General features: G+C 70.1%; 21 protein-coding genes. 16 read left to right on the top strand and 5 right to left on the bottom strand.

The genetic code is table 11. The annotated features are described in order from the left end of the window. Nucleotides 1–53: 53 nt before the first annotated feature. The 8 genes from ACIBJC_RS28315 (at nt 54) to ACIBJC_RS28280 (ending at nt 7,358) form a co-directional block, all read left to right on the top strand. Complete coding sequence (locus tag ACIBJC_RS28315; RefSeq protein ID WP_399297167.1) at nt 54–197, top strand: helix-turn-helix domain-containing protein; 144 nt, start codon at nt 54–56, stop codon at nt 195–197. 225 nt (nt 198–422) lie between these two features. Further along, entirely contained in the window at nt 423–1,577 is a 1,155-nt protein-coding gene (locus ACIBJC_RS28310; protein WP_399297165.1) for a hypothetical protein, read from the top strand. A gap of 26 nt (nt 1,578–1,603) precedes the next feature. Then, nucleotides 1,604–1,819 carry a type II toxin-antitoxin system VapB family antitoxin gene (locus ACIBJC_RS28305; RefSeq protein ID WP_399297163.1) on the top strand — a complete coding sequence of 72 codons (216 nt, stop codon included), beginning with the start codon at nt 1,604–1,606 and terminating at the stop codon, nt 1,817–1,819. Beyond that, a complete protein-coding gene (locus ACIBJC_RS28300) occupies nt 1,816–2,247 on the top strand; it encodes a PIN domain nuclease (RefSeq protein WP_399297161.1) in 432 nt (143 codons plus the stop codon). The genes ACIBJC_RS28305 and ACIBJC_RS28300 overlap by 4 nt, the downstream gene beginning before the upstream one ends. 245 nt (nt 2,248–2,492) lie before the next feature. After that, on the top strand, nt 2,493–3,764 hold the full coding sequence (locus ACIBJC_RS28295) for an aspartate kinase (protein ID WP_399297159.1): 1,272 nt from the start codon (nt 2,493–2,495) through the stop codon (nt 3,762–3,764). A 106-nt stretch (nt 3,765–3,870) separates the two neighbouring features. Next, nucleotides 3,871–4,935 carry an aspartate-semialdehyde dehydrogenase gene (locus tag ACIBJC_RS28290; RefSeq protein WP_399297157.1) on the top strand — a complete coding sequence of 355 codons (1,065 nt, stop codon included), beginning with the start codon at nt 3,871–3,873 and terminating at the stop codon, nt 4,933–4,935. 513 nt (nt 4,936–5,448) lie between these two features. Next, nucleotides 5,449–6,024: a SigE family RNA polymerase sigma factor gene (locus ACIBJC_RS28285; RefSeq protein WP_399297154.1), complete on the top strand. Its 576-nt coding sequence runs from the start codon at nt 5,449–5,451 to the stop codon at nt 6,022–6,024. Next, nucleotides 6,021–7,358, top strand: coding sequence for a hypothetical protein (locus ACIBJC_RS28280; RefSeq protein WP_399297152.1), 1,338 nt, complete (start codon nt 6,021–6,023; stop codon nt 7,356–7,358). The genes ACIBJC_RS28285 and ACIBJC_RS28280 overlap by 4 nt, the downstream gene beginning before the upstream one ends. Nucleotides 7,359–7,426: 68 nt before the next feature. Here ACIBJC_RS28280 and ACIBJC_RS28275 read toward each other — a convergent pair whose 3' ends face one another. Continuing rightward, nucleotides 7,427–8,176 (bottom strand): SURF1 family protein, encoded by a 750-nt coding sequence (locus tag ACIBJC_RS28275; RefSeq protein WP_399297150.1) that lies wholly within the window; start codon nt 8,174–8,176, stop codon nt 7,427–7,429. A gap of 80 nt (nt 8,177–8,256) precedes the next feature. Further along, entirely contained in the window at nt 8,257–10,131 is a 1,875-nt protein-coding gene (locus ACIBJC_RS28270) for a S9 family peptidase (RefSeq protein WP_399297148.1), read from the bottom strand. A 312-nt stretch (nt 10,132–10,443) separates the two neighbouring features. Between ACIBJC_RS28270 and ACIBJC_RS28265 the strand changes: the two genes are divergently transcribed. From ACIBJC_RS28265 to mgtA, 4 genes are all read left to right on the top strand, one after another. Beyond that, nucleotides 10,444–11,145, top strand: a complete 702-nt coding sequence (locus ACIBJC_RS28265) for a hemerythrin domain-containing protein (RefSeq protein WP_399297146.1) — start codon at nt 10,444–10,446, stop codon at nt 11,143–11,145. Between the two features lie 166 nt (nt 11,146–11,311). Beyond that, entirely contained in the window at nt 11,312–11,638 is a 327-nt protein-coding gene (locus ACIBJC_RS28260; RefSeq protein ID WP_399297144.1) for a twin-arginine translocase TatA/TatE family subunit, read from the top strand. A gap of 137 nt (nt 11,639–11,775) precedes the next feature. Next, nucleotides 11,776–12,135, top strand: a complete 360-nt coding sequence (locus ACIBJC_RS28255) for a metalloregulator ArsR/SmtB family transcription factor (protein ID WP_329824143.1) — start codon at nt 11,776–11,778, stop codon at nt 12,133–12,135. Between the two features lie 7 nt (nt 12,136–12,142). Beyond that, nucleotides 12,143–14,896 (top strand): magnesium-translocating P-type ATPase, encoded by a 2,754-nt coding sequence (mgtA, locus tag ACIBJC_RS28250; RefSeq protein WP_399297141.1) that lies wholly within the window; start codon nt 12,143–12,145, stop codon nt 14,894–14,896. 14 nt (nt 14,897–14,910) lie between these two features. Here the strand turns inward: mgtA and ACIBJC_RS28245 are convergent, their stop codons facing one another. Further along, nucleotides 14,911–16,482, bottom strand: coding sequence for an LCP family protein (locus ACIBJC_RS28245; RefSeq protein WP_399297139.1), 1,572 nt, complete (start codon nt 16,480–16,482; stop codon nt 14,911–14,913). A gap of 162 nt (nt 16,483–16,644) precedes the next feature. Between ACIBJC_RS28245 and tatA the strand changes: the two genes are divergently transcribed. Further along, the gene (gene tatA, locus ACIBJC_RS28240; RefSeq protein WP_399297137.1) at nt 16,645–16,911 is read left to right on the top strand and encodes a Sec-independent protein translocase subunit TatA; all 267 of its coding nucleotides are present in this window, start codon (nt 16,645–16,647) and stop codon (nt 16,909–16,911) included. A gap of 32 nt (nt 16,912–16,943) precedes the next feature. Here tatA and ACIBJC_RS28235 read toward each other — a convergent pair whose 3' ends face one another. Together ACIBJC_RS28235 and htpG are read right to left on the bottom strand one after the other, a co-directional pair. Beyond that, nucleotides 16,944–17,174, bottom strand: a complete 231-nt coding sequence (locus ACIBJC_RS28235; RefSeq protein WP_329824139.1) for a hypothetical protein — start codon at nt 17,172–17,174, stop codon at nt 16,944–16,946. A gap of 169 nt (nt 17,175–17,343) precedes the next feature. After that, a complete protein-coding gene (gene htpG / locus ACIBJC_RS28230) occupies nt 17,344–19,368 on the bottom strand; it encodes a molecular chaperone HtpG (RefSeq protein ID WP_399297135.1) in 2,025 nt (674 codons plus the stop codon). A 378-nt stretch (nt 19,369–19,746) separates the two neighbouring features. Between htpG and kdpF the strand changes: the two genes are divergently transcribed. The 3 genes from kdpF to kdpB are packed head-to-tail and all read left to right on the top strand — an operon-like array spanning nt 19,747 to nt 23,775. Further along, nucleotides 19,747–19,836 (top strand): K(+)-transporting ATPase subunit F, encoded by a 90-nt coding sequence (kdpF, locus tag ACIBJC_RS28225; protein WP_037727062.1) that lies wholly within the window; start codon nt 19,747–19,749, stop codon nt 19,834–19,836. A 7-nt stretch (nt 19,837–19,843) separates the two neighbouring features. Beyond that, nucleotides 19,844–21,589 carry a potassium-transporting ATPase subunit KdpA gene (gene kdpA, locus ACIBJC_RS28220; protein ID WP_399297132.1) on the top strand — a complete coding sequence of 582 codons (1,746 nt, stop codon included), beginning with the start codon at nt 19,844–19,846 and terminating at the stop codon, nt 21,587–21,589. Beyond that, on the top strand, nt 21,586–23,775 hold the full coding sequence (kdpB, locus tag ACIBJC_RS28215) for a potassium-transporting ATPase subunit KdpB (protein WP_399297130.1): 2,190 nt from the start codon (nt 21,586–21,588) through the stop codon (nt 23,773–23,775). The genes kdpA and kdpB overlap by 4 nt, the downstream gene beginning before the upstream one ends. The last annotated feature ends 3 nt before the right edge of the window (nt 23,776–23,778 follow it).

Genomic DNA, 23,778 nt, shown 5'->3' with positions numbered 1-23,778 from the left:
GATGTCGGGTTGTTCGCCTGACAGCGGCTGGGTCGGGTCGGTAGCTGTGTGGTGTGAGATACGCGCAGGGCGGCGGTTTGACCGATGCCAAGAGGGCGGCGAGGGAACGGATCCGGCTGGAGGCGGTCGGCCGCTTCGAGGATGGTGCGAAGAACAGGGAGATCGCGGCCGCGCTGCGTGTGAGTGAGGGGGCTTGAGCCTCGGGTTCCGGGCCCCGGGCTTCGAGCCCCTACCCAGGGTTTGGGTGGTTGAGGGAAACCCCCACCTCCCTCCCCTGACCCTCCGCTGACGAGCGAATATGACTATCTGTGTTCGGGTTGCGTCAGAGCGTGTTGAGCGTTTAGGTTCGCGACGTAAAGCGGCTCCGGCGGTGCACCAACACCAATCCGGAGCCTGACCAGCGCATCGAAAGAGACTCGATCGTGGCTTACGCCCACTCTAGTGCTGCCCTGCCCGCGCCCGGGCACCCCTTCGCCAACCCCGGTTACGGCAAGCGCTCCGCGCCCGACCAACGCCCGCGTGGCGAGGCCGACTTCGCACATCTGCGCACGAGGGAAGCGGCGGTTGCCGCATACATCGATCGTCTGCCCGAGGGTTCAGCCATCGGCTACAAGGCGCTCGCCGCGAACGTCGCCGACTACGGCCAGCAGGCCTGCGGCAAGGCGCTGCGCTTCCTCTCCGACGCCGGTCATCTGCGCCGGGTCAAGGAGCACTTGGCGCTGGAGGACAACAGCTTCCGCTGGGTGACACACACGTACTTCTCCCGTACGGCCAGGGACGACGAGTGGTGGCAGGCGTACGTCGCCGGTCTGCGCGGGATCGATCTCACCGAGCTGGAACGGCGGTTGAGGGAGGGGACGGGGAGCGATCGCGCGCCGGTCCCCGAACGGGAACCGGCATCGGCCGTGTGCCAGGAGTCCCGTACGGCGGAAGCACCGGTACACGGCACAGGACCGGCCCCCGCTCCGGCTCCCGGTTCGGCGCCCGAATCCACTACCGTCCCCGCCTCCGTCGCGTACCGCACCCTCGCGCGCCTGGGCCGTACCGAGCCCCGTATGACACTGTCCGCCGCCGACTGCGCCGCGCTCGAAGCGCTCGCCGCCGAGTGGCTGGCGCGCGGCGCCACACCGGACCACATCACCCGATCCCTGACCGCCGGGCTGCCGCAGCCCCTGCACAGCCCGGTCGCGATCGCCCGTACCCGACTGGAGAGCAAAATGCCGCCCGAGCCGAGCAGCGCGAGCGCACCGGCCTACGTCACCCGTGCGCTCATGACCTGCATCACCTGCGAGAACGACGAGTCGATGACGCTGCTGGTCGGGGGCGTCTGCGTCGAGTGCCGGGAGGAGATGACGGCGTACGACGCGGCCGAGGAGACCGGCCTGGTCATCGACGCGATCCCCGACACCTTCCGGGCGGTTCCCGCCCAGGTGGACGTGGCCCGCCGCGCCGACGAACTGCGTGCCGCCGCCGGCCTGAAGGCCCGGCCGATCCCCGAGCCGGTACACAGCGAACACGTCCGCGCGCAGGCGGTCGCGCGCGGAACGCGGCAACCTATCGTGGAGGTGGTCCGGTGATTGCTCGTATGGAAAGGCGGCCCTTCATGGCCCTCATCACTGTCGAGATCGACGGGGAATTCCTCGAAGACATCCGCGAGGCGTTCGGCGCGGAGACTGACGAGGACGCAGTGAAGGCCGCGGTCGTGGACGCGGCGAAGCGTCAGAGGCGCCGCGAGTTCAGTGACGCCATCAAGTCGGGAGAGATCGACCTCACGTACGACGCCCGCAATGATCATGGGCAGGAGTCGTCCGCGGCATGAGCGAGAGGTACCTGATCGACAAGTCCGCGTTCGCCCGATGGCACCGGCCGGCCGTGGCGAAGGTGCTCGACCCCCTCCGTGATCAAGGGCTGCTCTGCGTCTCGGGAGCGGTGCGTATGGAGATCATGTACTCGGTGCGCAGTGCCACCGAAGCGAAGCGGTGGGAGCGCTGGTTAGCAGGCTTCGAGTACCTGCCGTCTCCGGACGAGGTGTGGGACACCGCGATGGACATTCAGCGGCAGGCGGTACTGAAGGGCAATCACCGGGCGCTGTCCCTCGCGGATCTGCTGATCGCTTCCACTGCCCAGCGGCACAGGGTTACCGTCCTGCACTACGACCAGGATTACGACCAGATCGAGGAGATCACGGGTCACCCGAGCCGCTGGGTCGTCGAACCGGGAATGGCGGAGAGCCCTGGCGAGGCGTGAGCGCTGGGCCGTACAAGGAGACGCGCATACGCGTGACGTGGGCCACGTTCTGCGTGCCTCGCCCGATCCCGGGCATGTTTCCTCATCGAGCGGCCGTGGACGTCTCGGGGTGATCACGGAGTGAGCGGGACATCTCACGATGTGGTATAGACGGGTCGTCCTGCGGCCGCTCGTTAAACTGAGCCGACAGCAGCGATGTGCCGCGACGCGCGGTGCTGTAGCGATGGACTGAGCGAGGAGCGCACGTGGGCCTTGTCGTGCAGAAGTACGGAGGCTCCTCCGTAGCCGATGCCGAGGGCATCAAGCGGGTCGCCAAGAGGATCGTCGACGCCAAGAAGAACGGCCACCAAGTGGTCGTCGTGGTGTCGGCGATGGGTGACACGACGGACGAGTTGATCGATCTCGCCGGGCAGGTATCCCCGATCCCTGCCGGGCGTGAGTTCGACATGCTGCTGACCGCCGGAGAGCGGATCTCCATGGCCCTGCTGGCGATGGCGATCAAAAACCTGGGCCACGAGGCCCAGTCGTTCACCGGCAGCCAGGCAGGCGTCATCACCGACTCGGTCCACAACAAAGCGCGCATCATCGATGTCACGCCGGGCCGGATCCGCACCGCCGTCGACGAGGGCAACATCGCCATCGTCGCCGGTTTCCAGGGGGTGTCCCAGGACAAGAAGGACATCACGACCCTGGGGCGGGGCGGCTCGGACACCACGGCCGTCGCGCTCGCCGCGGCGCTGGACGCCGAGGTGTGTGAGATCTACACCGATGTGGACGGTGTCTTCACCGCCGACCCCCGGGTCGTCTCGAAGGCCCGGAAGATCGACTGGATCTCCTTCGAGGACATGCTGGAGCTGGCCAGCTCCGGTTCCAAGGTGCTGCTGCACCGCTGCGTCGAGTACGCGCGCCGATACAACATCCCGATCCATGTCCGCTCCTCCTTCTCGGGGCTTCAGGGCACATGGGTCAGCAACGAACCGCAAGGGGACCGCAAGGTGGAGCAGGCCATCATCTCCGGTGTCGCCCATGACACCTCCGAGGCGAAGATCACGGTCGTCGGTGTCCCCGACAAGCCCGGCGAGGCGGCGACGATCTTCCGTGTCATCGCGGACAACGAGATCAACCTCGACATGGTGGTGCAGAACGTCTCCGCCGCGTCGACCGGTCTGACCGACATCTCGTTCACGCTGCCGAAGACCGAGGGCCGCAAGGCCATCGACGCGCTGGAGAAGACGAAGGAGAAGATCGGCTTCGAGTCGCTGCGCTACGACGACCAGATCGGCAAGGTCTCCCTCGTCGGCGCCGGGATGAAGACCAACCCGGGCGTCACCGCCGGGTTCTTCGAAGCGCTCTCCAACGTGGGCGTCAACATCGAGCTGATCTCGACATCCGAGATCCGGATCTCGGTGGTCATGCGGGAGGAGTCGGTCGTCGAGGCCGTACGGGCCGTGCACACCGCCTTCGGTCTCGACAGCGACTCCGACGAGGCCGTCGTCTACGGCGGCACCGGGCGATGACCCCGTCCGGCGGGGCGCCGAGCGCCGCGCTCCGGGGCGGGATGTTCCGGAGCGCGATGCTCCGGAACGCGACGCCCTGGCGCACGCTGTTCCGGGGCGCCGCGCGATGAACGGGCGGCCGACGCTCGCGGTCGTGGGTGCGACCGGGGCCGTCGGCGCCGTCATGCTCCAGATCCTGTCGCAGCACGCCGACATCTGGGGCGACATCCGGCTGCTCGCCTCGCCTCGTACGAACGGCCGCAAGCTGTCCGTACGAGGCGGGACGACCGAGGTCGTCCCGCTCTCCGAGGAGGCGCTGGACGGCGTCGACGTCGCGGTGTTCCTCGTACCGGACGAGGTGTCCGCCACCTGGGCGCCCGTCGCCGCGGCCAAGGGCGCCGTCGTCGTGGACCACTCCGCCGCCTTCCGGATGGACCCCGACGTCCCCCTGGTCGTCCCCGAGGTGAACCCCCACGGCGTACGGACCCGGCCGCGCTCCATCATCGCCGGGCCCGGCTGCGCCACGCTCACGATGATCGTCGCGGTGGGCGCGCTGCACGCCGAGTTCGGCCTGCGCGAACTGGTCGTCTCCTCGTACCAGGCGGTCAGCGCCGCAGGTCAGGGCGGCGTGGACGCCCTGCGCGACCAGCTCTCCCTGGTCGCCGGTACGGAACTGGGCACGCACCCGGGCGACGTACGGCGCGCGGTCGGCGACGCCACCGGCCCGTTCCCCGCGCCGCTGGCCCTCAACGTCGTGCCCTGGGCCGGCTCCCCGGCCGCCACCGGCGACGGCTGGTCCTCGGAGGAGACGGCGATCCGGGACGAGACCCGGAAGATCCTCGACCTGCCCGCGCTGCGGGTCGCTGCGACCTGCGTCCGCGTACCCGTGATCACCGGCCACTCCCTCTCCGTGCACGCGCGCTTCGAGAAGGAGGTCACGGTCGACCGGGCGCACGAGATCCTGGCGACCTCGCCCGGCGTGGTGCTCTTCGACAACCCGGAGGCGGGCGATTTCCCCACACCCGCCGATGTGGTGGGGACGGATCCGACCTGGGTGGGGCGCGTACGGCGCTCGCTGGACGACCCCAGGGCGCTGGAGCTGTTCGTCTGCGGCGACAACCTGCGCAAGGGCGCCGCCCTGAACACCGCGCAGATCGCCGAGGCCGTCGCCGTCGAACTGGCGAAGCCGTAACCGGTCGAAGCCCTAACCGATCGATGCCCTAACCGATCGATGCCGTAACCGGCCGAAGGGGTAGCCGCCCGGTCGCTTGCCGACAACTGCCTGGTAGTCGGCGCAAATCAGTACGCCGTGACGACTCAAAAGTTTGTAGGATCTGTGAACGCCCCATGGGCAGGCTGACCGGCTATGCCTCTTGAACTGGGGCGTTGCCATGTCGGACGCTACTCCTCCCACCCTTCCGCGAGTCTCCGCGCGAGTGCCGCGCGAGTACTGCAACCGCCGGATGGCTGGGAAGCGTCTCTGTGGTCGCCCCCGTGTGGTGCCGCGGAATTGGGGCATAGGGGGAGATCGGGTACGCATGAGGGTATTCAGTGCAGCGTCAGATGGGGCGGCGTGCGCGTACAACCCTGACGGGGGGAAGCGTGTCCAACAGGCGTGGCAGCAGAGGTTCTCGACATCACAGCGGTTGTCCCGGTACGAGGCGCGGCAGTGCGTCCGCTCCGGCGGCCCCGCATGCCCGGCGGCATGCCGGTGATCGCCCCCATGCCGGCCGCGCGGCCCGCCCGTATCCCGTCCCAGCGCGAGGGTGCTGAGGAGGCGATGGCGGCGGGCACCACCGTCGACCACCTCACCGAGACCTACCGTGCCCACTACCGGTCGCTGCTCGGTCTCGCCGCTCTCCTGCTGGACGACACGGCCTCCTGCGAGGACGTCGTCCAGGAGGCGTTCATCCGCGTGCACTCCGCGCGCAACCGGGTCCGGGAGCCGGAGAAGACGCTCGCCTATCTGCGGCAGACGGTCGTGAACCTGTCCCGTTCCGCGCTGCGCCGCCGCATCCTCGGCCTGAAGCTTCTCTCGAAGCCGATGCCCGACATGGCGAGCGCCGAGGAGGGCGCGTACGACCTGCTGGAGCGGGACGCGCTGATCAAGGCGATGCGCGGGTTGCAGCGCAGGCAGCGCGAGGTGCTCTCCCTGCGGTACTTCGCCGACATGACCGAGGCGCAGGTCGCCGAGACGCTGGGGATATCCCTGGGCTCGGTGAAGGCGTACGGCTCGCGCGGGATCGCGGCGCTGCGGGTCGCCATGGAGGCTTCGGCATGAGTGCGTGGCGCAAGGACCGGCACGGCCCCGGCCATGAGCGGGAACAGGACCACGGACGAGAGCGGGAGCGCGCACAGGGGCGAGAGAAGGACGGGCGGGAAGCCCCGGACGTGCCGTTGAACGACCTGACTGGAAACGGAACTGTGAGCAACGGGCCGGAGAACGAGCTGAGCGGCCGCACCGACGGAGAGGCCGCCGAGGTCACCGCGGAGACCGAGCAGGCCGAGGAGCCTGATGAGTCCGGTGAGCCCGACGAGTCCGAGGAGCCCGATGACGCGGGCACGGATCTGAGCGGCGATCCGGCCGGGGCCCTGGACGGCGACGAGTTGGCGCTGCGCCGGCTCATGCACGGTGCCGTGGGTGAGCTCCGGCCGTCCGACGGCGCGCTGGACCACCTGCGCAAGGCGGTCCCGACCCGGCGGGCCAGAAAGCGGCAGGCCGTCGTGGGGGTGGCCGCCGCCGCGCTGCTCGTCGGTACGGCGGTGCCCGCCTTCGTGCACGTCGCGAAAACCGGCACCACGTCCGACGACAGCTCCGTCGCCGCCGGGCACGGTGAGAAGTCGCGGAGCGGCGAGGACAAGGACCGGACCGACAAGGACCGGACGACGAACCCGGACGGCCCCTCGGACAAGGTGTCCGCCGACGAGGACGAGCCCGACAAGCAGGAGAAGCCCGACCCCGACGCGTCGGACGCGGCCGACGGCGGCAAGGGCGGCACGTCCGACGAGTCCGGCGGCTCCAGCAGCGTCACCTCCTCGCAGGTCTGTACGGCGGGCCAACTCCGCCAGCCCACCGCGGAGGTGGGCGTCGCCGATGCCGCGGGCAAGGTGTACGGCACGTTCCGCCTCGCCAATGTCTCCTCCTCCGCCTGTACGGTCACCGGCCGCGGCTCGATCGGCTTCGGCACCATCGGCGCGGCCGACGGCTCGAAGATCAGCACGTCGACGCACTTCGCGGGCGATGCGGCGACCGGGCTGCCCGACCCCTCCCAGGAGATGTCGACGCTGACGCTGCCGCCGAACGGCACGTATCAGGTGAAGTTCGCCTGGGTGCCGTCGGAGACCTGCCCGACCTCGGGCGGCCCCTCGCCCGACCCCTCGCCCACGGACGACGGCTCGGCCGGCACGACCGCCGGCTCCACGGCCGGCAACGGCGAAACCGGCTCGGGCGACGGCACGACCGGTGCGGAGCCCCAGCTCCTCAACGATGGGGGCGTCGAGGACGGCAGCGTCTCCGTCTCCTACACCGCGGCGGCGGGCACGACCGTATCGGCGACGATCCCCAACGCCTGTGCGGGCACGGTCTACTGGACCGGACTCCTCAGCGGCTTCTAGGCCCCGTCTGGCCTAGGCCATGACCAGGGCGTGATCACCTCGTGGTGCCTGATCGCTCCGCGGGGCGGTCAGGCCGCGGTGCCCAGCCCCAGCGCCTCGTCCTTGGCGGTCTCCACCTCGCGCCGGGCCAGCCGGAACCACATGAAGACCACGAACCCGGCGAACACGAACCACTCGCCGGTGTACCCCAGGTTCTGGAACGCCTTCAGGTCGAGCCCGGTGTTCTGCGGCGCGGCGGCGGGCACGGGCAGCAGCCCGTCCGACGCCTGACCCACGGTGACCCAGGCGTCGTACACCCCGTACGGCACGAGGTTGACCAGCGAGGCCGCGCTGATCATGCCGAGCTGTCCCTGCGGCAGGCCGCCCGACCGCACCCCGTCGGACCCGACCGCCTCGGACGCCTGGAGCGACCCGGTCACGGTCACCTCGCCCTTCGGCGGCGCGGGCGTCTTCTCGCCGCCGGCCAGCCAGCCGCGGACGACGGGCAGCGCCTTGCCGTCGTCGGTACGGAGCATGGTCAGGACGTACGAACCGGTCCTGCCGTCCAGCTTCCGGTCCGGCACCACGAACTGGTCCGCGTACCGTCCGGTCGCCGTGACATGGCGTCCCGACGTCTCCTGGTCGACCGGCAGCAGGGACGCCACCGCCACGGCGGGCCGCTTCCCGGGATCGGGCCTGGCCTCGGCCGCCCGGTGGGTGTCCACCCGGTCCTCGAAGCGCCCGAGCTGCCACATTCCCATGAAGATACAAAAGGGGATCGCCAGTACGACGAAGACGTTGATCCCCCACCATCGCGGAGTCACCAGGAACCGGTACACCCCTCCACGGTACGGAACGCCGCCCCGCCCCCGGGTCCCGGGGCCCGGTTTCCCCGGTGCCCCGGCCCGGTCCGTCCGCTCTATCCGATGCCCAGGTGCCTCCTCGCGAAGTCCAGTTCCAGCCGCACCTGCTTGATCCGCTCCTCCACCACCAGCGAACCGTGCCCCGCGTCGTACCGGTACACCTCGTGGACCGCGTCGCGCGCCGCCAGCCGGTCCACGTAGTTCTCCACCTGACGGATCGGGCAGCGTGGATCGTTCACCCCCGCCGAGATGTAGACCGGGGCCCGGACCGCGTCGACGTACGTCAGCGGGGACGACGCCTCGAACCGCTCCGGCACCTCCTCCGGCGTACCACCCAGCAGGGTGCGGTCCATCGCCTTCAGGGCCTCCATCTCGTCGTGATACGCCGTCACGTAATCCGCGACCGGTACGGCCGCGAGGCCCACGGCCCAGACGTCCGGCTGGGTGCCGAGGCCGAGCAGGGTCAGATAGCCGCCCCACGAGCCGCCCGCCAGGACCAGCCGCGCCGGGTCGGCCAGCCCCGAGGTGACCGCCCACTGGCGTACCGCCGCGATGTCCTCCAGCTCGATCAGCCCGACCCGGTGCTTGAGCGCGTCCGTCCACTCCCGCCCGTACCCCGTCGATCCGCGGTAGTTGACCCGTACGACCGCGAAGCCGTGGTCGACCCAGGCGGCCGGGCCCGCGGCGAACGCGTCGCTGTCGTGCCACGTCGGGCCGCCGTGGATCTCGAAGACCGTGGGGAAGGGGCCCTCGCCCGACGGCCGCTGCACCAGCGCGTGGACCCGGCCGCCGGGGCCTTCGACCCACGCGTCCTCCACCGGCACCGAGGCGGGCGCCGCCATGCCCGGCGCGTCCAGCACCACTCCGCCCGCGGTGGACCGCACCACCGGCGGTCTGGCGGCCGACGACCACAGGTACTCCACACTGCCGTCCGGCCGCGCCGTCGCCCCCGAGACCGTCCCGGCCGGGGTCTCCACCTGGATCAGCGCGCTCTTGGCGAAGTCGTAACGCCACAGCTCGTCGCGCGCCTCGAAGCTGTGTGCGATGAGCAGCCCCGAGCCGTCCGGATACCACTCGGCGTGGACATCGCCGGGCAGCTCGATCGCGAGATCCGTCTCCTCGCCCGTCAGCGGATCCCAGACGATCGGCTCCCAGCGGCTCCGCCGCTGATGGCCGACGAGCAGCCGGCTGTCCCCGGCCACCGGAGCGAAGCCCAGCACATCGAGGCCCAGCTCGCGCGTGCCCCTCTCGGTGTCGTCCAGCTCGGCGACCAGCGAGCCGTCCAGCCGCAGCACCCGCACCGCCGAGTGCATCGCGTCCCCGTGCTCGGTGTGCTCGATCGCGAGCAGTGTGCCGTCGTGCGACAGATCCCCGACCCCGGCCGACTCCCGGTGGCGGTAGATCTCGGCCGGCGCCTCGCCCGGCCGTACGACATGGACCGTCGATCCGTCCTCGTCGGTCGACCGCCCGACGACCGCCGTCCCGTCCCGTCCCAGCGCCAGACCGGCGGGATAGGAGGGATCGAGCCCCGGCGCCGCCGGCTCGTCGGCCCCGGCCCCGGCCCCTGTTCCCGCACCCGAAGCGGCCTCGGCCCCCGCGCCGTTCTCCCGCGCGCCGGAGAACGGCTGGCGCATCCAGACCCCGAACTCGTCCCCGTCCGTGTCCGAGAACCACCAGATCCACTCGCCGTCGAGCGAGAGCACCCCGTCCGTCGTCCCGTTCGGCCGGTCCGTCACCTGACGCTGCGCGCCGGTCGAGCGATCCCACGCGTACAGCTCATACGTCCCTGTCGCGTTGGACACGAACAGCGCCCGCTCAGGGGCGTCCTCCGCCCAGTCGGGCAGGGAGACCCGAGGGGCCCGGAAGCGCTTCTCCCACTCCGGCATGGCGTCCCGCGTCGCGTCCGGCTTCGAACCGTTGATCTCAGTCATGACCCCATTCTGCGCTTGGCCGCTGACATCCCGTCGAGATCCCCCTCAGCCTGTGGATAACTTTCGGATGAGCGAAAGGTGAGGCGAAAGGTGAGGGGAAAATTATGCGAAACGGGAGGAAGCGGAAGGAATAGTAAGGAAGGCGTATAGATGGGGTCGGGTGAGGGGGGTGTGAGGTGTGAGGGGCCCGTGGGACGGGCATCTCCTCAGGGAGAGGTGCTCTCGTCCCGGAGCGCCTCAGCAGGTGTGCCCGTGGACCGGCGGATCGAGCCGCCCCGGGCGCCCGCGGTGAAGAAGGGGGACGGACGGAAGATGGCTGTTTCACCCGCGCTCCGCGCTGAACGCACACGCATCCACGACGAACTCCTCGCCGAGCACACCCTCATGCGCCGGGGTGCGACGCTCGTCACCGCGTCGCTCTCGGCCCTCGCGGACGGCCGGCCCGTCGATGTGCGCACGCTGGTCGGCACGGCCCGGTGGCTGATCGAGTTCGTCCACGGCCAGCGTGCGAGCGAGTCCGAGCTGCTCTGGCCGGTGCTGCGCGAACTCTTCCCCGGACCCGTCGCGGAGCTGGAAGGCACGGCCGTCGAACGCGAGGCGCTCGACGCCGAGCTGTACACCCTCGCCCGCGCGGTCGACGCGATCGCCGCCCGCGAGGTGACCGGCGGGCGCGGCGAGGTCCTGGTGGTCGTCGGTGAGGCGGCGATGACGGGGCTGCCGTCCGCGATCCGCGTCCTGTCCATCCTGAACAGGAACCTCGACGAGGAGGAGCCGGTCCTGCTGGAGCTGTTCCCCCGGGTGCCGGACCGCGAGGTGCCCCGGCTGCGGAGCGCGATCGTCCACGGCGGCCCGCGTACGGGGCCGCATCTCGTGTTCGGCCTGCTGGAGGACCCCGACCGGGTCCCGGGGCGCACGGCGCTGCTGGGCAGTTTCCCGGCGTCGGTGCGCTGGCTGCGCCCGGTGTTCCTGGCGCGTTACCGCTCCACCAAGCGGGCGCTCGGGGTGCCTCTGTGACCACCTGCACAGACGGTGCCACTGACGTCCCCACAGGAGTCCGTGCGAGGGTGGCCCTGGCCTTGTTGCGCGTGTGGTTGATGCGGGATACTTCTACAGCGCTGTAGATGTTGCGGCGACACGGCGGCAGGACGGCCGCGGACGTTCCCGGGAGAGAGCAGACCTGATGTTCGGCTTGAGCGAACTGGCCGTGATCCTCATCATCATCGCCGTGGTTGTCGGGGTGAAGAAACTCCCTGAGCTGGCCCGCTCCGCGGGCAAGGCGGCCCGCATCCTCAAGAGCGAGACGAAAGCGCTCAAGGAGGAGGGGAAGGCGGACAGTGCCGCCCCGGGCGCGGCGGACAGCGCCGCCCCGGGCACCGCGCCCCAGGACGAAGCCCGGAGCGGCCCCCAGGGCGGCTCCCCGGGCGGTGCGCAGGACGACGCGCAGGGTGGGCGCCGTATCGTCACCGGCACCATCGTCGAGCCGAACGAACCCCCGAAGCGTCCCTGACGCGAGCCTCCTTTTGCCTGCGACCCCTCCGTAGGGGGAGCCCCTAGACTGAGCCGTTGGGTTCCGGCAGGGGATTCGGGCGGGGGATCGGGCACGGGTACGCGGGTGGACGGCCCGCGTGGGACAGGAGAGCGATCGTGACGGCAGGTGTCGGCGGCTTCGGGGATCCTTCCGCCGAGGTGCTGGCGGACGCCGCCGCCGCGTTCGGGCTGCTGGCGTCATCGGCGCGGTTGCACATCGTCTGGGTGCTGGCACAGGGCGAGAGCGATGTGACGGGGCTCGCGGAGCGGGTCGGCGGCGCGCTGCCCGCCGTGAGCCAGCACCTCACCAAGCTGAAGCTCGCCGGTCTCGTACGGTCCCGCCGGGAGGGCCGGCGACAGGTCTACTTCGTCGACGACCCCGATGTCGTGACCGTCGTACGGCTGATGGTCGGCCAGCTCACCGACCGGGCGGCGCTCGCGCCGGGGCCACGGCGTATCAGCGACGTCGGCGCCTGAGACCGCCATGTCCGAGTCCGTGGTGCCGGGGCCCGCAGCCTGGGGCGCCCCGGCGGACACAGACGCGGACACCGACGCGGAAACGGGCACGGCCGGGCGCCGGGATCCGCAGGGCCGGGAATCCCCGCTCACCTCCCTCCAAGTACTGCGCCGGCTCGACAGCGGACCGCGCGGGCTGACCGACGCGCAGGCCGAGGAGCGTCTGCTCCGGTACGGCGAGAACGCCGTGCCCGAGTGGAGTACGGCCTCCTGGCCACGCCTTTTCGTACGGAGCCTGCGGGATCCGTTCACGGCCGTACTGCTCTGCCTCGGTCTGGTGTCCGCGACCGTCGCCGCCTGGGGCACCGCGTGCGTGATCCTCTCGCTCGTCGCCGTGAGCTGTCTGCTGCGCTCGTCGGGGGAGCACCGCGCCGACCGCTCCATGGCCGCGCTGCGGGACCTGGTGGCCACGACCGCCACCGTACTGCGACGTACCGACAGCGGGACGGACGGCCGGACGGACGACCGGACCGGCGGCGAGAGCGATCAGCCGCAGCCCCGGGAGATCCCCGTCGACCAGCTCGTGCCCGGCGACGTGATCCGCCTGGGCCCCGGCGACCTGGTGCCCGCCGACGTACGGCTGCTGCGCGCCAGCGGTCTGACCGTCCATCAGGCGCCGCTGACGGGAGAGTCGGCCCCGGTCACCAAGTACGCGGTGGACGCGCCCGGCGAGGGGCCCGGGGGCGAAGCGGCCGGGGGGCCGGGGGTGTTCGGGCAGCCGCACCTCTGCTTCCAGGGCAGCAGCGTGGCCTCCGGGAGCGGGACGGCGGTCGTCGTCGCGACCGGGACCCGTACGCTGTGGGGCGCGGCGCGCAGCCGCCCGGGACGGCGCCCCGCCAGCGCCTTCGACCGCTCGGTGCACGGGATCTCCTGGGTCCTGATCCGGTTCATGCTGCTGACGCCACCGCTGGTCCTGATGGCCAACGCTGCGCTGCGCGGCCGGGGTCTGGAGACGCTGCCGTTCGCCGTCGCGGTGGCGGTCGGGCTGACGCCGGAGATGCTGCCGGTCATCGTCACCACGGCGCTCGCCCGGGGCGCGTCGCTCCTCGCGCGCCACCACAGCGTCATCGTCAAACGGCTGCCCGCGCTGCACGACCTGGGCGCCGTCGACGTACTGTTCCTGGACAAGACGGGCACCCTCACCCAGGACCGGCCGGTGCTGGACCGGGCGACGGACGCGCACGGCGCCCCCGACCCGGACGTACTGCACTGGGCCGCCGTCAACGCCTGGTGGACGTTGCAACTGGCCGATCTACCCGCTCCCGACGCGCTCGACGAGGCGATCCTCGACGCGGCGGAGGGGACGGAAGGCGAGGACATCGGAGGGCGAGGGTACGAAGGCGTCGCCGCCCTGCCGTTCGATCCCGTGCGCCGTCTCTCCACCGCCGTCGTACGGCGGCCGGGACGCCTGGGCGCCCACACCCTCGTCGTCAAGGGCGCCGTCGCCGACGTCCTCCAGCGGTGCGCGCTCGACGACGGCGAACGCGCCCGGCTCACCGCCCTCGCCGCCCGCGAGGCGGACAGCGGACTGCGGCTGCTCGCCGTCGCCACCGCCGAGCGGCCGGCCCGGCGCCGTGACTACACCCCCGCCGACGAACGCGGCCTCGACTTCCGGGGGTTCGTCGCCCTCCGCGACGCGCTCGCCCCGACGGCGGCCGACGCGCTGGAGGTCTTCGCGGCCCGTGGCGTCACCGTCAGGATCCTCACGGGCGATCACCCCGGAACGGCGGCCCGCGCCTGCCAGGACCTCGGGATCCCCCTGGGGCCGCCGGGCGAGGGCGAGGTGGTCACCGCCGACCGTATCGACGGTCTCACCGACGCCGAACTCGCCGAGGTCGCCCGGCACACCACCGTCTTCGCGCGCTGCACACCCGAGCACAAGGCCCGTGTCGTCGCCGCCGTACGCGCCCACGGCCACACCACCGGCTTCCTCGGCGACGGCGTCAACGACCTGCCCGCGCTGCACTCCGCCGACGTCGGGATCTGCCCGCGCGACGCCGTCGACGTCGTACGCGAGTCCAGCGATGTCGTCCTGGCCAAGAAGGACCTCACCGCGATCGACCACGCGATCAGCGCCGGACGCCACTCCAGCGGCAACATCGCGACCTATCTGCGGATCACTCTCTCCTCAAACCTCGGCAACGTCATCGCGATGCTCGTCGCGGGCCTGCTGCTGCCCTTCCTGCCGATGCTCCCGGCCCAGGTCCTGGTGCAGAACCTCTGTTTCGACGCGGCGCAGCTCGCCTTCGCGTACGACCGGCCGGGGCCCGAGGCGCTGCGCCGGCCGACGGAGCTGCGGTCGCGCGCGTTCCTCCGGTTCATCACGGGGTTCGGGCTGATCAACGCCACCGCCGACCTGGCGACGTTCGCGGTGCTCGCGCTCGCCCTGCACACGACGGCGGACGGGACCACCCAGGCGGCCTTCCACTCCGGGTGGTTCACGGAGAACCTGCTCACCCAGGCGCTGGTGATGCTCCTGCTGCGTACGAGCCGTACCGGAGGGGGACCGGTCCGCTGGGCCGCCGCCGGGCTCGCCGTGACCGGGCTGCTGCTGCCGCTCTCCCCGCTCGGCCCGGCCCTCGGGATGCCGGCGCTGCCCGCGCTGTACTACGTGCTGCTCGCCCTGGTCCTCGCGCTGTACGCCGCCGGTCTCGCGGTGGCGAGGGGGCGCCACGAGCGGCGGCACGTACCGGACGGGGCGAGCGTCGCGGTTCAGCCGTAGGACAGTCGTAGGGCTCAGCCGTAGGAGAGGTTCGAGCAGGGGTCGTCGTCCGCCGAACGGGCGTCGTCGGTCACGGCGGACGGTACGGAGCCGGGGGCCGGAGCGGAGGGGGATCCTGCCCCGTCGGTCCCGTCGGCCGGGGCGTCCGCGTACGACGTGCCGAGCACGACATCGATGCCCGAGGTGGTGGACACGGGCGTGACCTCCGCCCCGGGGAAGAGCCGCGCGACGGTCCTGGCCCGGTCCTCCAGACCGGCGCCGTACTCGATCACGGTGGTGGTGCGGTCCTGGCTGCTCGCCGTCGCGGCGCCGGTGACGACGAAGTCGTGGTCCGTGAGGGTACGGGAGGCCCGCGCGGCCAGCCCGGTGACGGTGGTGCCGTTGTACACGGCGACGCTGATGCCGCCGCCCGAGACCTGGCCGGAGGCCTCGCCGGTGGCGCTCTGCGTGGGGGAGGCGGGGGAGCCGGTGGCCTCCTCGGTCCCCGCGTCCTTCGTGCCGCTGGCGTCCTTGCCGTCGACGGTACGGTCCGCCTTCAGCGCCGCCCACAGCTCGGAGGCGTCCGGCTCGACGATCGCGACGCGCGCCCCCTCGTACCGCCAGGGGATGGTGACGAACTTGGTGTTGTGCAGGTCGATGTCCTTGAGCGACATCATGAAGCTGATCAGCTTGTCGGCGGAGCCGAGCCCAGGATCCACGGTCATCGACCGGGTCGCCGCGTTCGCGAGCGGCAGCAGCTTGGTGGGGGTGAGGCCGTCGCTCTTCACCTTCTTGAGCAGACCGGCGACGAAGGCCTGCTGGCGCTTGATCCGGCCGATGTCGGAGCCGTCGCCCATGCCGTGCCGGATCCGTACGTAGTCCAGCGCCTGCCGGCCGGAGACGGTCTGGGCGCCCTGGGTGAAGAGACGTTCGCCCCGGGTGGCGCGGTTGGGGTTGAGATCCTTCTGGTAGATGTCCTGGGGCAGGCACACCTGGACCCCGCCGACGACCTCGGTCAGCTTCGCGAACCCCTTGAAGTCGACGACGACGGTGTGGTCGACGCGCAGTCCGGTGAGGTGCTCGACGGTGTTCTGGGTGCAGGCGGGGTTGCCCTGGGCGCTCTGCCCCAGGGAGAAGGCCGCGTTGAACATGGTGTTGACCTGCGTCTTCGTCCACGTACCGTCGGGCAGCCGGCAGGGCGGGATGTCGAGGAGCGTGTCGCGGGGTATGGAGACGGCGACCGCGTGCTGGTGGTCGGCGTAGATGTGCAGCAGGAACGCGGTGTCGGAGCGGCCGATGTCGTCCTTGTCGCCGCCGCCCAGCGAGCTGTTGCCGTCCGTCCGCGCGTCCGAGCCGATGACCAGCACGTTCTGGCCCTTGGAGGTGCCTACGGGCCGGTTGTCGGAGAGGCCGCCCGCGCTGAAGGTGTTGATGTTCCCGCTGAGCTTGAGGTAGATCCAGCCGATCCCGGCGGTAGCGAGCACGAGCAGGGAGAGGGCGACGACGAACGACGTGCGCAGCCCGCTCCGCTTGCGCCGCCGGGAGCGGGCAGGGGCGGCGCGACGGCTCGTACGCGCGGCTGGAGTGTGCTGGCGGCTGCCTGCCATGTGTGCGCCCTCATCCCTCTGGCCGACCTCTTGGTTGTACAGTTGCGCAATGTAGCAACTTTAGTGAGAGGTGCGGACCCCGGGTGCGTGAGTGACGCGGGGCACCGGCCGATTCGGGATTCCCGGCCGGTTCGGGATGCGACGAGAGGAAGGCGGGGCGGCATGTTGCGTAACGGGTTGGAGCCTTGGCACCTGCTGATCGTGGCCATCGTGTTCATCGCTCTGTTCGGCTCGAAGAAGCTGCCGGACACCGCACGGGCCGTGGGCAAGTCCCTGCGCATCCTCAAGAGCGAGACGAAGGCGATGAAGGAGGAGGGCGGCGCCACGGCGGACACTGCCGCCCCGCCCGCCTCTTCCTTCTCGCCTCCCCCCGCCTCGCCTTCTCCCTCGCCCCCTTCCTCGCCCTCCTCCGCCTCTTCGGATCGCTGAGGGGTACGTCCGGTCCCGTCCCCGTCAGGTCCTCAGGGGCTGGCCAGGTCGAAGCCGTACCGCAGGGGCTCGCCCTGTACGCGCGGGTCGCGCCGGTAGACGAAGAGCGCGTCCACGTGGGCGCCGCCCGACGGGCCGTCCAGTTCGCAGGGGTATGTCACCTGCACCACGGACGGCCGGTCGGCGACCCGCATCCGTACCCCGTTCGCGGGTCCTCCGTCGAGGACCGCGACTTCCCATTCCGTTCTGCCGTGATCATCCATGGCAATACTTTAGAGGTTGCGCAATCTTTGAACCATGGTGCACGGGGTGCGCTCCGGAGCATCCGGAGGGCGGTACGTACGCCGGAGGGCGGCCACTGACGCCAGTGACCGCCCTCCAAAGTGTTCCGTATCTCGCGGCCGGAAGGCCCGGGAATCCGGAAGCCGGGAACTACAGGGTTCGCTCCAGCCGGTCCGCCATCAGCTTGACGAAGCGTGACGGGTCGGCCAGCTCGCCGCCGTCCGCGAGGAGTGCCATCCCGTAGACCAGCTCGGCGGCCTCGGCGAGACCGGCGTCGCCCGATCCCGTGTCCGTCGCGTCGTCCGATCCCGCGTCCGCCGCGTCAGCCTTCTGGCCGGTGTGGGCCGTGCGCATGCCGACGACCAGCGGATGCGTCGGGTTGAGTTCGAGGATCCGCTTGATGTGGGGCACGTCCTGGCCCATGGCCCGGTACATGTTCTCCAGCGCCGGCGTCACGTCGAAGGTGTCCCCGACGATGCAGGCGGGCGACACCGTGAGGCGCGAGGAGAGCCGTACCTCCTTCACGTGCTCACTCAGCTTCCCGGACATCCAGGTCAGCAGCCCGGCGAAGTCCTGCTGCTGCTTCTCGCGCTCGGCCTCGACCTCCTTCTTCTCCTCCTCGGTGTCGAGGTCGACCTCGCCCTTGGCGATCGACTGCAGCGGCTTGCCGTCGAACTCCGGGACGGACTGGACCCACACCTCGTCGACGGGGTCGGTCAGGAGCAGCACCTCGAAGCCCTTGGCGCGCAGGGCCTCCATGTGCGGCGAGTTCTCGATCGCCGTACGGGACTCGCCCGTCATGTAGAAGATGTGCTGCTGTCCCTCCTTCATGCGCTCCACGTACTGCTGGAGGGTGGTCACCCCCTCCTCGTCGTGGGTCGAGGCGAACGACGAGACGCCGAGAATCGCGTCGCGGTTCTCGAAGTCGCTGAGCAGCCCTTCCTTGAGAACCCGGCCGAATTCCTTCCAGAACGTCGTGTAACGCTCCGGGCGGTCGGCCATCATCTCCTTCACCGTCGACAGCACCTTCTTGACCAGGCGCCGGTGCATCAACTGGATCTGCCGGTCCTGCTGAAGAATCTCGCGCGACACGTTCAGCGAAAGGTCCTGGGCGTCGACCACACCCTTGACGAAGCGCAGATAATCGGGCATCAGCGCTTCGCAGTTGTCCATGATGAAGACGCGCTTCACATAGAGCTGGACTCCGCGCTTGCTCCCCTGTGTGAACAGGTCCTGCGGAGCGTGGGACGGGAGGAAGAGCAGCGCCTGATATTCGAAGGTGCCTTCCGCCTGCATACGGATGGTTTCGAGCGGGTCGCTCCAGTCGTGGCTGACGTGCTTGTACAGCTCGCTGTACTCCTCGTCGGTCACCTCGCTCCTGGACCGGGCCCACAGCGCCTTCATCGAGTTGATCGTCTCGGGCTCGGGCGTCGCGTCAGCGCCGGCGCCGGCGGCGTCGGCATCGGCCGTTCCGTCGGCGTCCGCGCCCGCGTCCGTCTCGTCCACGGCGGGCTTCGCCTCGGCGGCCATGCGGATCGGCCAGGTGATGAAGTCCGAGTACCGCTTGACGATCTCCTTGATCTTCCACGTGGACGTGTAGTCGAAGAGCTGGTCCTCGGCGTCCTCCGGCTTCAGTCGCAGCGTCACCGCCGTACCCCGCGCCGCGTCGTCGACCGTGTCGACCGTGTACGTGCCCTCGCCGGTGGACTGCCAGCGGGTCCCCTTGCTCTCGCCCGCGCGCCGGGTCAGCAGGGTGACCTCGTCGGCCACCATGAAGCTTGAGTAGAAGCCGACACCGAACTGCCCGATGAGTTCTTCGGAAGCCGTGGCGTCCTGCGCCTCCTTGGCTTCCTTCATCTCCTTCAGGAACTTCGCCGTACCGGAATTCGCGATGGTGCCGATGAGGTCCACCACGTCGTCGTGCGACATTCCGATGCCATTGTCACGTACAGTCAGCGTGCGCTGTTCCTTGTCGACCTCGATGTCGATATGAAGGTCCGACACGTCTTCCTGTAGTTCGCTCCGGAGAACTTCCAGTCGCAATTTGTCCAGCGCGTCGGACGCGTTGGAGACCAGCTCACGAAGAAATACATCCTTGTTCGAGTAGATCGAATGGATCATCATCTGGAGGAGCTGGCGTGCTTCCACCTGAAACTCGAACGTCTCGGTCGTCATATCCAAGGATTCCTTTCCTCGCTCATATCAGCAGCGTCGGCGCGTGGAGCCGCCCTTCATCGTATCCAGCCCGCGTCGCCGTCAACCCGCGATCCCCGCACGGCGTAAGAGAGCCGTCAAGCCGGCGACCGGAGCCGTATGGACACCGTCAACGGAAGACGGAAGCCCCGAATGAGGGGGTTTCCTCAGGACGTCCGGTTTCGTCAGGACGTCCGGTTTCCTCAGGGCGTCCGGCTTCCTCAGGACGTCCGATTCCTTCCGTACCTCACCCGTACCGAACCTCATTCAGGAGCTCACGATGGCCGATCTGGCCTTCGTCGTCACCACGGTCGCGGTCTTCGCGCTGGTGGCCCTCGTCGCCAAGGGGGTGACGAAGCTGTGACCGCCGAGAACATCGTCGGCCTGGTCGTGGCCGTCGCCCTGCTGGGATATCTCGTCCTCGCCCTGCTGTTCCCGGAGAGGTTCTGAGCCCGTCATGAGTTCTGTCCTCGCCAGTACGCTCCAGTTGCTCGCGCTGATCGTGGCGCTGGGGCTGGCGTACCGTCCGCTCGGCGACTACATGGCCCGCGTGTACGCGTCCCCCCGGGCAGACTCCGGCTCGGGCTCCGGCTCCGGCTCGGAGGCCGGTTCGGGTTCGGGTTCGGGCTCCGGCTTCGGCTCCGTGCGCCATCTGCGGGTCGAGAAGTGGATCTACCGGGCCATCGGCGCCAACCCCGCCACCGAGATGCGCTGGCCCGCCTATCTGCGCGGTGTCCTCGCCTTCTCCGTGGTGAGCGTCCTCTTCCTCTACCTGCTCCAGCGGGTCCAGGGCGGGCTCCCCGGCTCGCTCGGCTTCTCCTCGATCGACCCGGACCAGGCGTTCAACACCGCCGCGTCGTTCGTCTCCAACACCAACTGGCAGTCGTACTACGGCGAGCAGTCCATGGGCCCGGTCGTCCAGACCGGCGGGCTCGCCGTGCAGAACTTCCTCTCCGCCGCCGTCGGCATGGCCGTCGCGGTGGCGCTCGTACGGGGCTTCGCCCGCTCCCGTACCGGCGAGCTGGGGAACTTCTGGGCCGACCTGGTACGCGGGACCGTACGGATCCTGCTGCCCATCTCCGTCATCGGCGCCGTCGTCCTCGTCGCCTGCGGCGCGATCCAGAACGTCGCCGGCATCCACGAGGTCGGACAGTTCCTCGGCGGGCCGCAGCAGTGGAACGGCGGCGCGGTCGCCTCCCAGGAGGCCATCAAGGAGCTGGGGACCAACGGCGGAGGCTACTTCAACGCCAACTCCGCCCACCCCTTCGAGAACCCCAACGGGATCTCCAACCTTTTCGAGATCTTCCTGATCCTGCTCATCCCGTTCGCGATGACCCGGACCTTCGGCAGGATGGTCGGTTCCGTCAAGCAGGGGTACGCGATCCTCGCCGCGATGGTGACGATCTGGATCGGCTTCACGGCGCTGATGCTGTGGACCGAGTTCCACCACGGCGCCCCCGCGTTCGACATCGCGCGCGGTGCGATGGAGGGCAAGGAGACCCGGTTCGGGGTCGGCGGCTCGTCGCTCTTCGCGGTCGCCACCACGCTCACCTCCACCGGCGCGGTCAACGCCTTCCTCTCCTCCTTCACCGGATTCGGCGGCGGGATCGCGCTGCTGGGCATGCAGCTCGGCGAGATCGCGCCCGGCGGGGTCGGCTCCGGGCTGTACGGGATGCTGATCATGGCCGTCATCGCGGTGTTCCTCGCCGGTCTGATGGTCGGACGTACACCCGAGTACCTGGGCAAGAAGATCGGCACCCGCGAGATCAAGTTCGCCGCGTGCTACATCCTCATCACCCCGGCGCTGGTCCTCTGCTTCACAGCCGTCGCCATGGCGCTGCCCACCCCGGGCCACTCGATGACCAACTCGGGGCCGCACGGCTTCTCCGAGATCCTGTACGCGTACACCTCGGCCGCCAACAACAACGGCTCCGCCTTCGCCGGGCTCAACGCCGACACCCAGTGGTTCAACACGAGCCTCGGGATCGTGATGCTGCTCGGCCGCTTCGTCCCGATGGTGTTCGTCCTCGCGCTGGCGGGTTCGCTGGCCGGGCAGCGGCCCGTCCCCTCGACCGCGGGCACCCTGCGTACCGACAAACCCCTGTTCACCGGCCTGCTCGTCGGCGCGATCCTGATCGTCACCGGGCTGACGTACTTCCCCGCGCTGGCGCTGGGGCCGCTGGCCGAGGGGCTGGCGTCATGACCGACCGTACGAAGAGGCAAGAGGACGCGATGTCCACTCCCACCCCTACTCCCTCCCCCAACCCCAACCCGGCGCGCGCGCCGCACAGCGACCTCTCCGGCGGAATCGGCCGGTCCGCCGGAGCCACCGGACGGGTCGGCGTGGGGTTCTTCGACCCCCAGCAGTTGATCAGCTCGCTCCCGGACGCGCTCAGGAAGCTCGACCCGCGGGTGATGATCGCGTCCCCGGTGATGTTCGTGGTCGAGGTCGGCTCGGTCCTCACGACCGTACTGGCCATCCTGGACCCGGGCGCCTGGTTCGGCTGGGCCATCGCCGCCTGGCTCTGGCTGACCGTGGTCTTCGCCAACCTGGCGGAGGCGGTGGCCGAAGGCCGTGGCAAGGCGCAGGCCGACACCCTGCGCCGGGCCAAGACGGACACGGTCGCGCGCCGGCTCACCGGCCGGAGCGCCGGCGCGGGCGAGGAGCGCGTCCCGGGTACGGAGCTGCGCATCGGCGACCTGGTGGTGTGCGAGGCGGGCGACATCATCCCCGGTGACGGCGATGTGACCGACGGGGTCGCCTCCGTGGACGAGTCCGCGATCACCGGCGAGTCCGCGCCCGTCATCCGCGAGTCGGGCGGCGACCGCTCGGCCGTCACCGGCGGTACGAAGGTGCTCTCCGACCGGATCGTCGTCAAGATCACGACCAGGCCCGGTGAGACCTTCATCGACCGGATGATCGCCCTGGTCGAGGGCGCGGCCCGGCAGAAGACGCCCAACGAGATCGCGCTGAACATCCTCCTCGCGTCCCTCACGATCGTCTTCCTGCTGGCGGTCGTCACCCTCCAGCCGTTCGCGAAGTACGCCCACGCCGAGCAGTCGATGATCGTGCTGGCGGCGCTGCTGGTCTGTCTGATCCCGACCACCATCGGCGCGCTGCTCTCCGCGATCGGCATCGCCGGCATGGACCGCCTCGTCCAGCGCAACGTCCTGGCCATGTCGGGGCGCGCGGTCGAGGCGGCCGGCGACGTGTCCACGCTGCTGCTCGACAAGACCGGCACGATCACGCTCGGCAACCGGCAGGCCGCCGAACTGGTCCCCGTACGCGGCACGGACCAGGCCGAACTGGCCGACGCCGCCCAGCTCTCCTCCCTGGCCGACGAGACGCCCGAGGGCCGCTCCGTCGTCGTCCTCGCCAAGGAACGGTACGGGCTGCGCGAACGCCACCAGGGCGAACTGGCCGGCGCCGAGTGGATCGCCTTCACGGCACAGACCCGGATGTCGGGCGTCGACATCACGGAGAACGGCGCCGCGCGCAAGGTACGCAAAGGCGCGGCCGGTTCGGTGACCGCCTGGGTCACCGAGCGCGGCGGCCAGGTCTCCGACGACACCCGCGCACTCACCGACGCGATCTCCCAGGCGGGCGGTACGCCGCTGCTGGTGGCCGTCGAGGACGGCGCGGGCGCGCGCGTGCTGGGCGTCATCCACCTCAAGGACGTCGTCAAGGACGGCATGCGGGAACGGTTCGACGAGCTGCGCCGCATGGGCATCAAGACCGTCATGATCACCGGCGACAACCCGCTCACCGCGAAGGCGATCGCGGAGGAGGCGGGCGTGGACGACTTCCTCGCCGAGGCCACGCCCGAGGACAAGATGGCCCTGATCAGACGGGAACAGGCGGGCGGCAAGCTCGTCGCGATGACCGGCGACGGCACGAACGACGCGCCCGCGCTCGCCCAGGCGGACGTCGGCGTCGCCATGAACACCGGGACCTCGGCCGCCAAGGAGGCCGGGAACATGGTGGACCTGGACTCCAACCCCACCAAGCTGATCGAGATCGTGGAGATCGGCAAGCAGCTCCTGATCACGCGGGGCGCGCTGACGACGTTCTCCATCGCCAACGACGTCGCCAAGTACTTCGCGATCATCCCGGCGATGTTCGCGGTCGTCTATCCGGGCCTGGACAAGCTCAACATCATGCGGCTGTCGTCGCCCGAGTCCGCGATCCTCTCGGCGGTCGTCTTCAACGCCCTGATCATCATCGTGCTCGTACCGCTGGCCCTGCGGGGCGTACGGTACCGGCCGACCAGCGCGGACCGGATGCTCCGGCGCAACCTCGGGATCTACGGCCTCGGCGGCCTCGTCGCGCCCTTCATCGGCATCAAGATCATCGACCTGCTCATCTCCCTCATCCCCGGAATCGGCTGACCG

Origin of the sequence: Streptomyces sp. NPDC050509 (assembly GCF_044457965.1) — a bacterium.
Lineage (GTDB): Bacteria > Actinomycetota > Actinomycetes > Streptomycetales > Streptomycetaceae > Streptomyces.
Note: the sequence above shows the minus strand (reverse complement) of the source record. Positions and strands in the feature narration are given on the sequence as shown.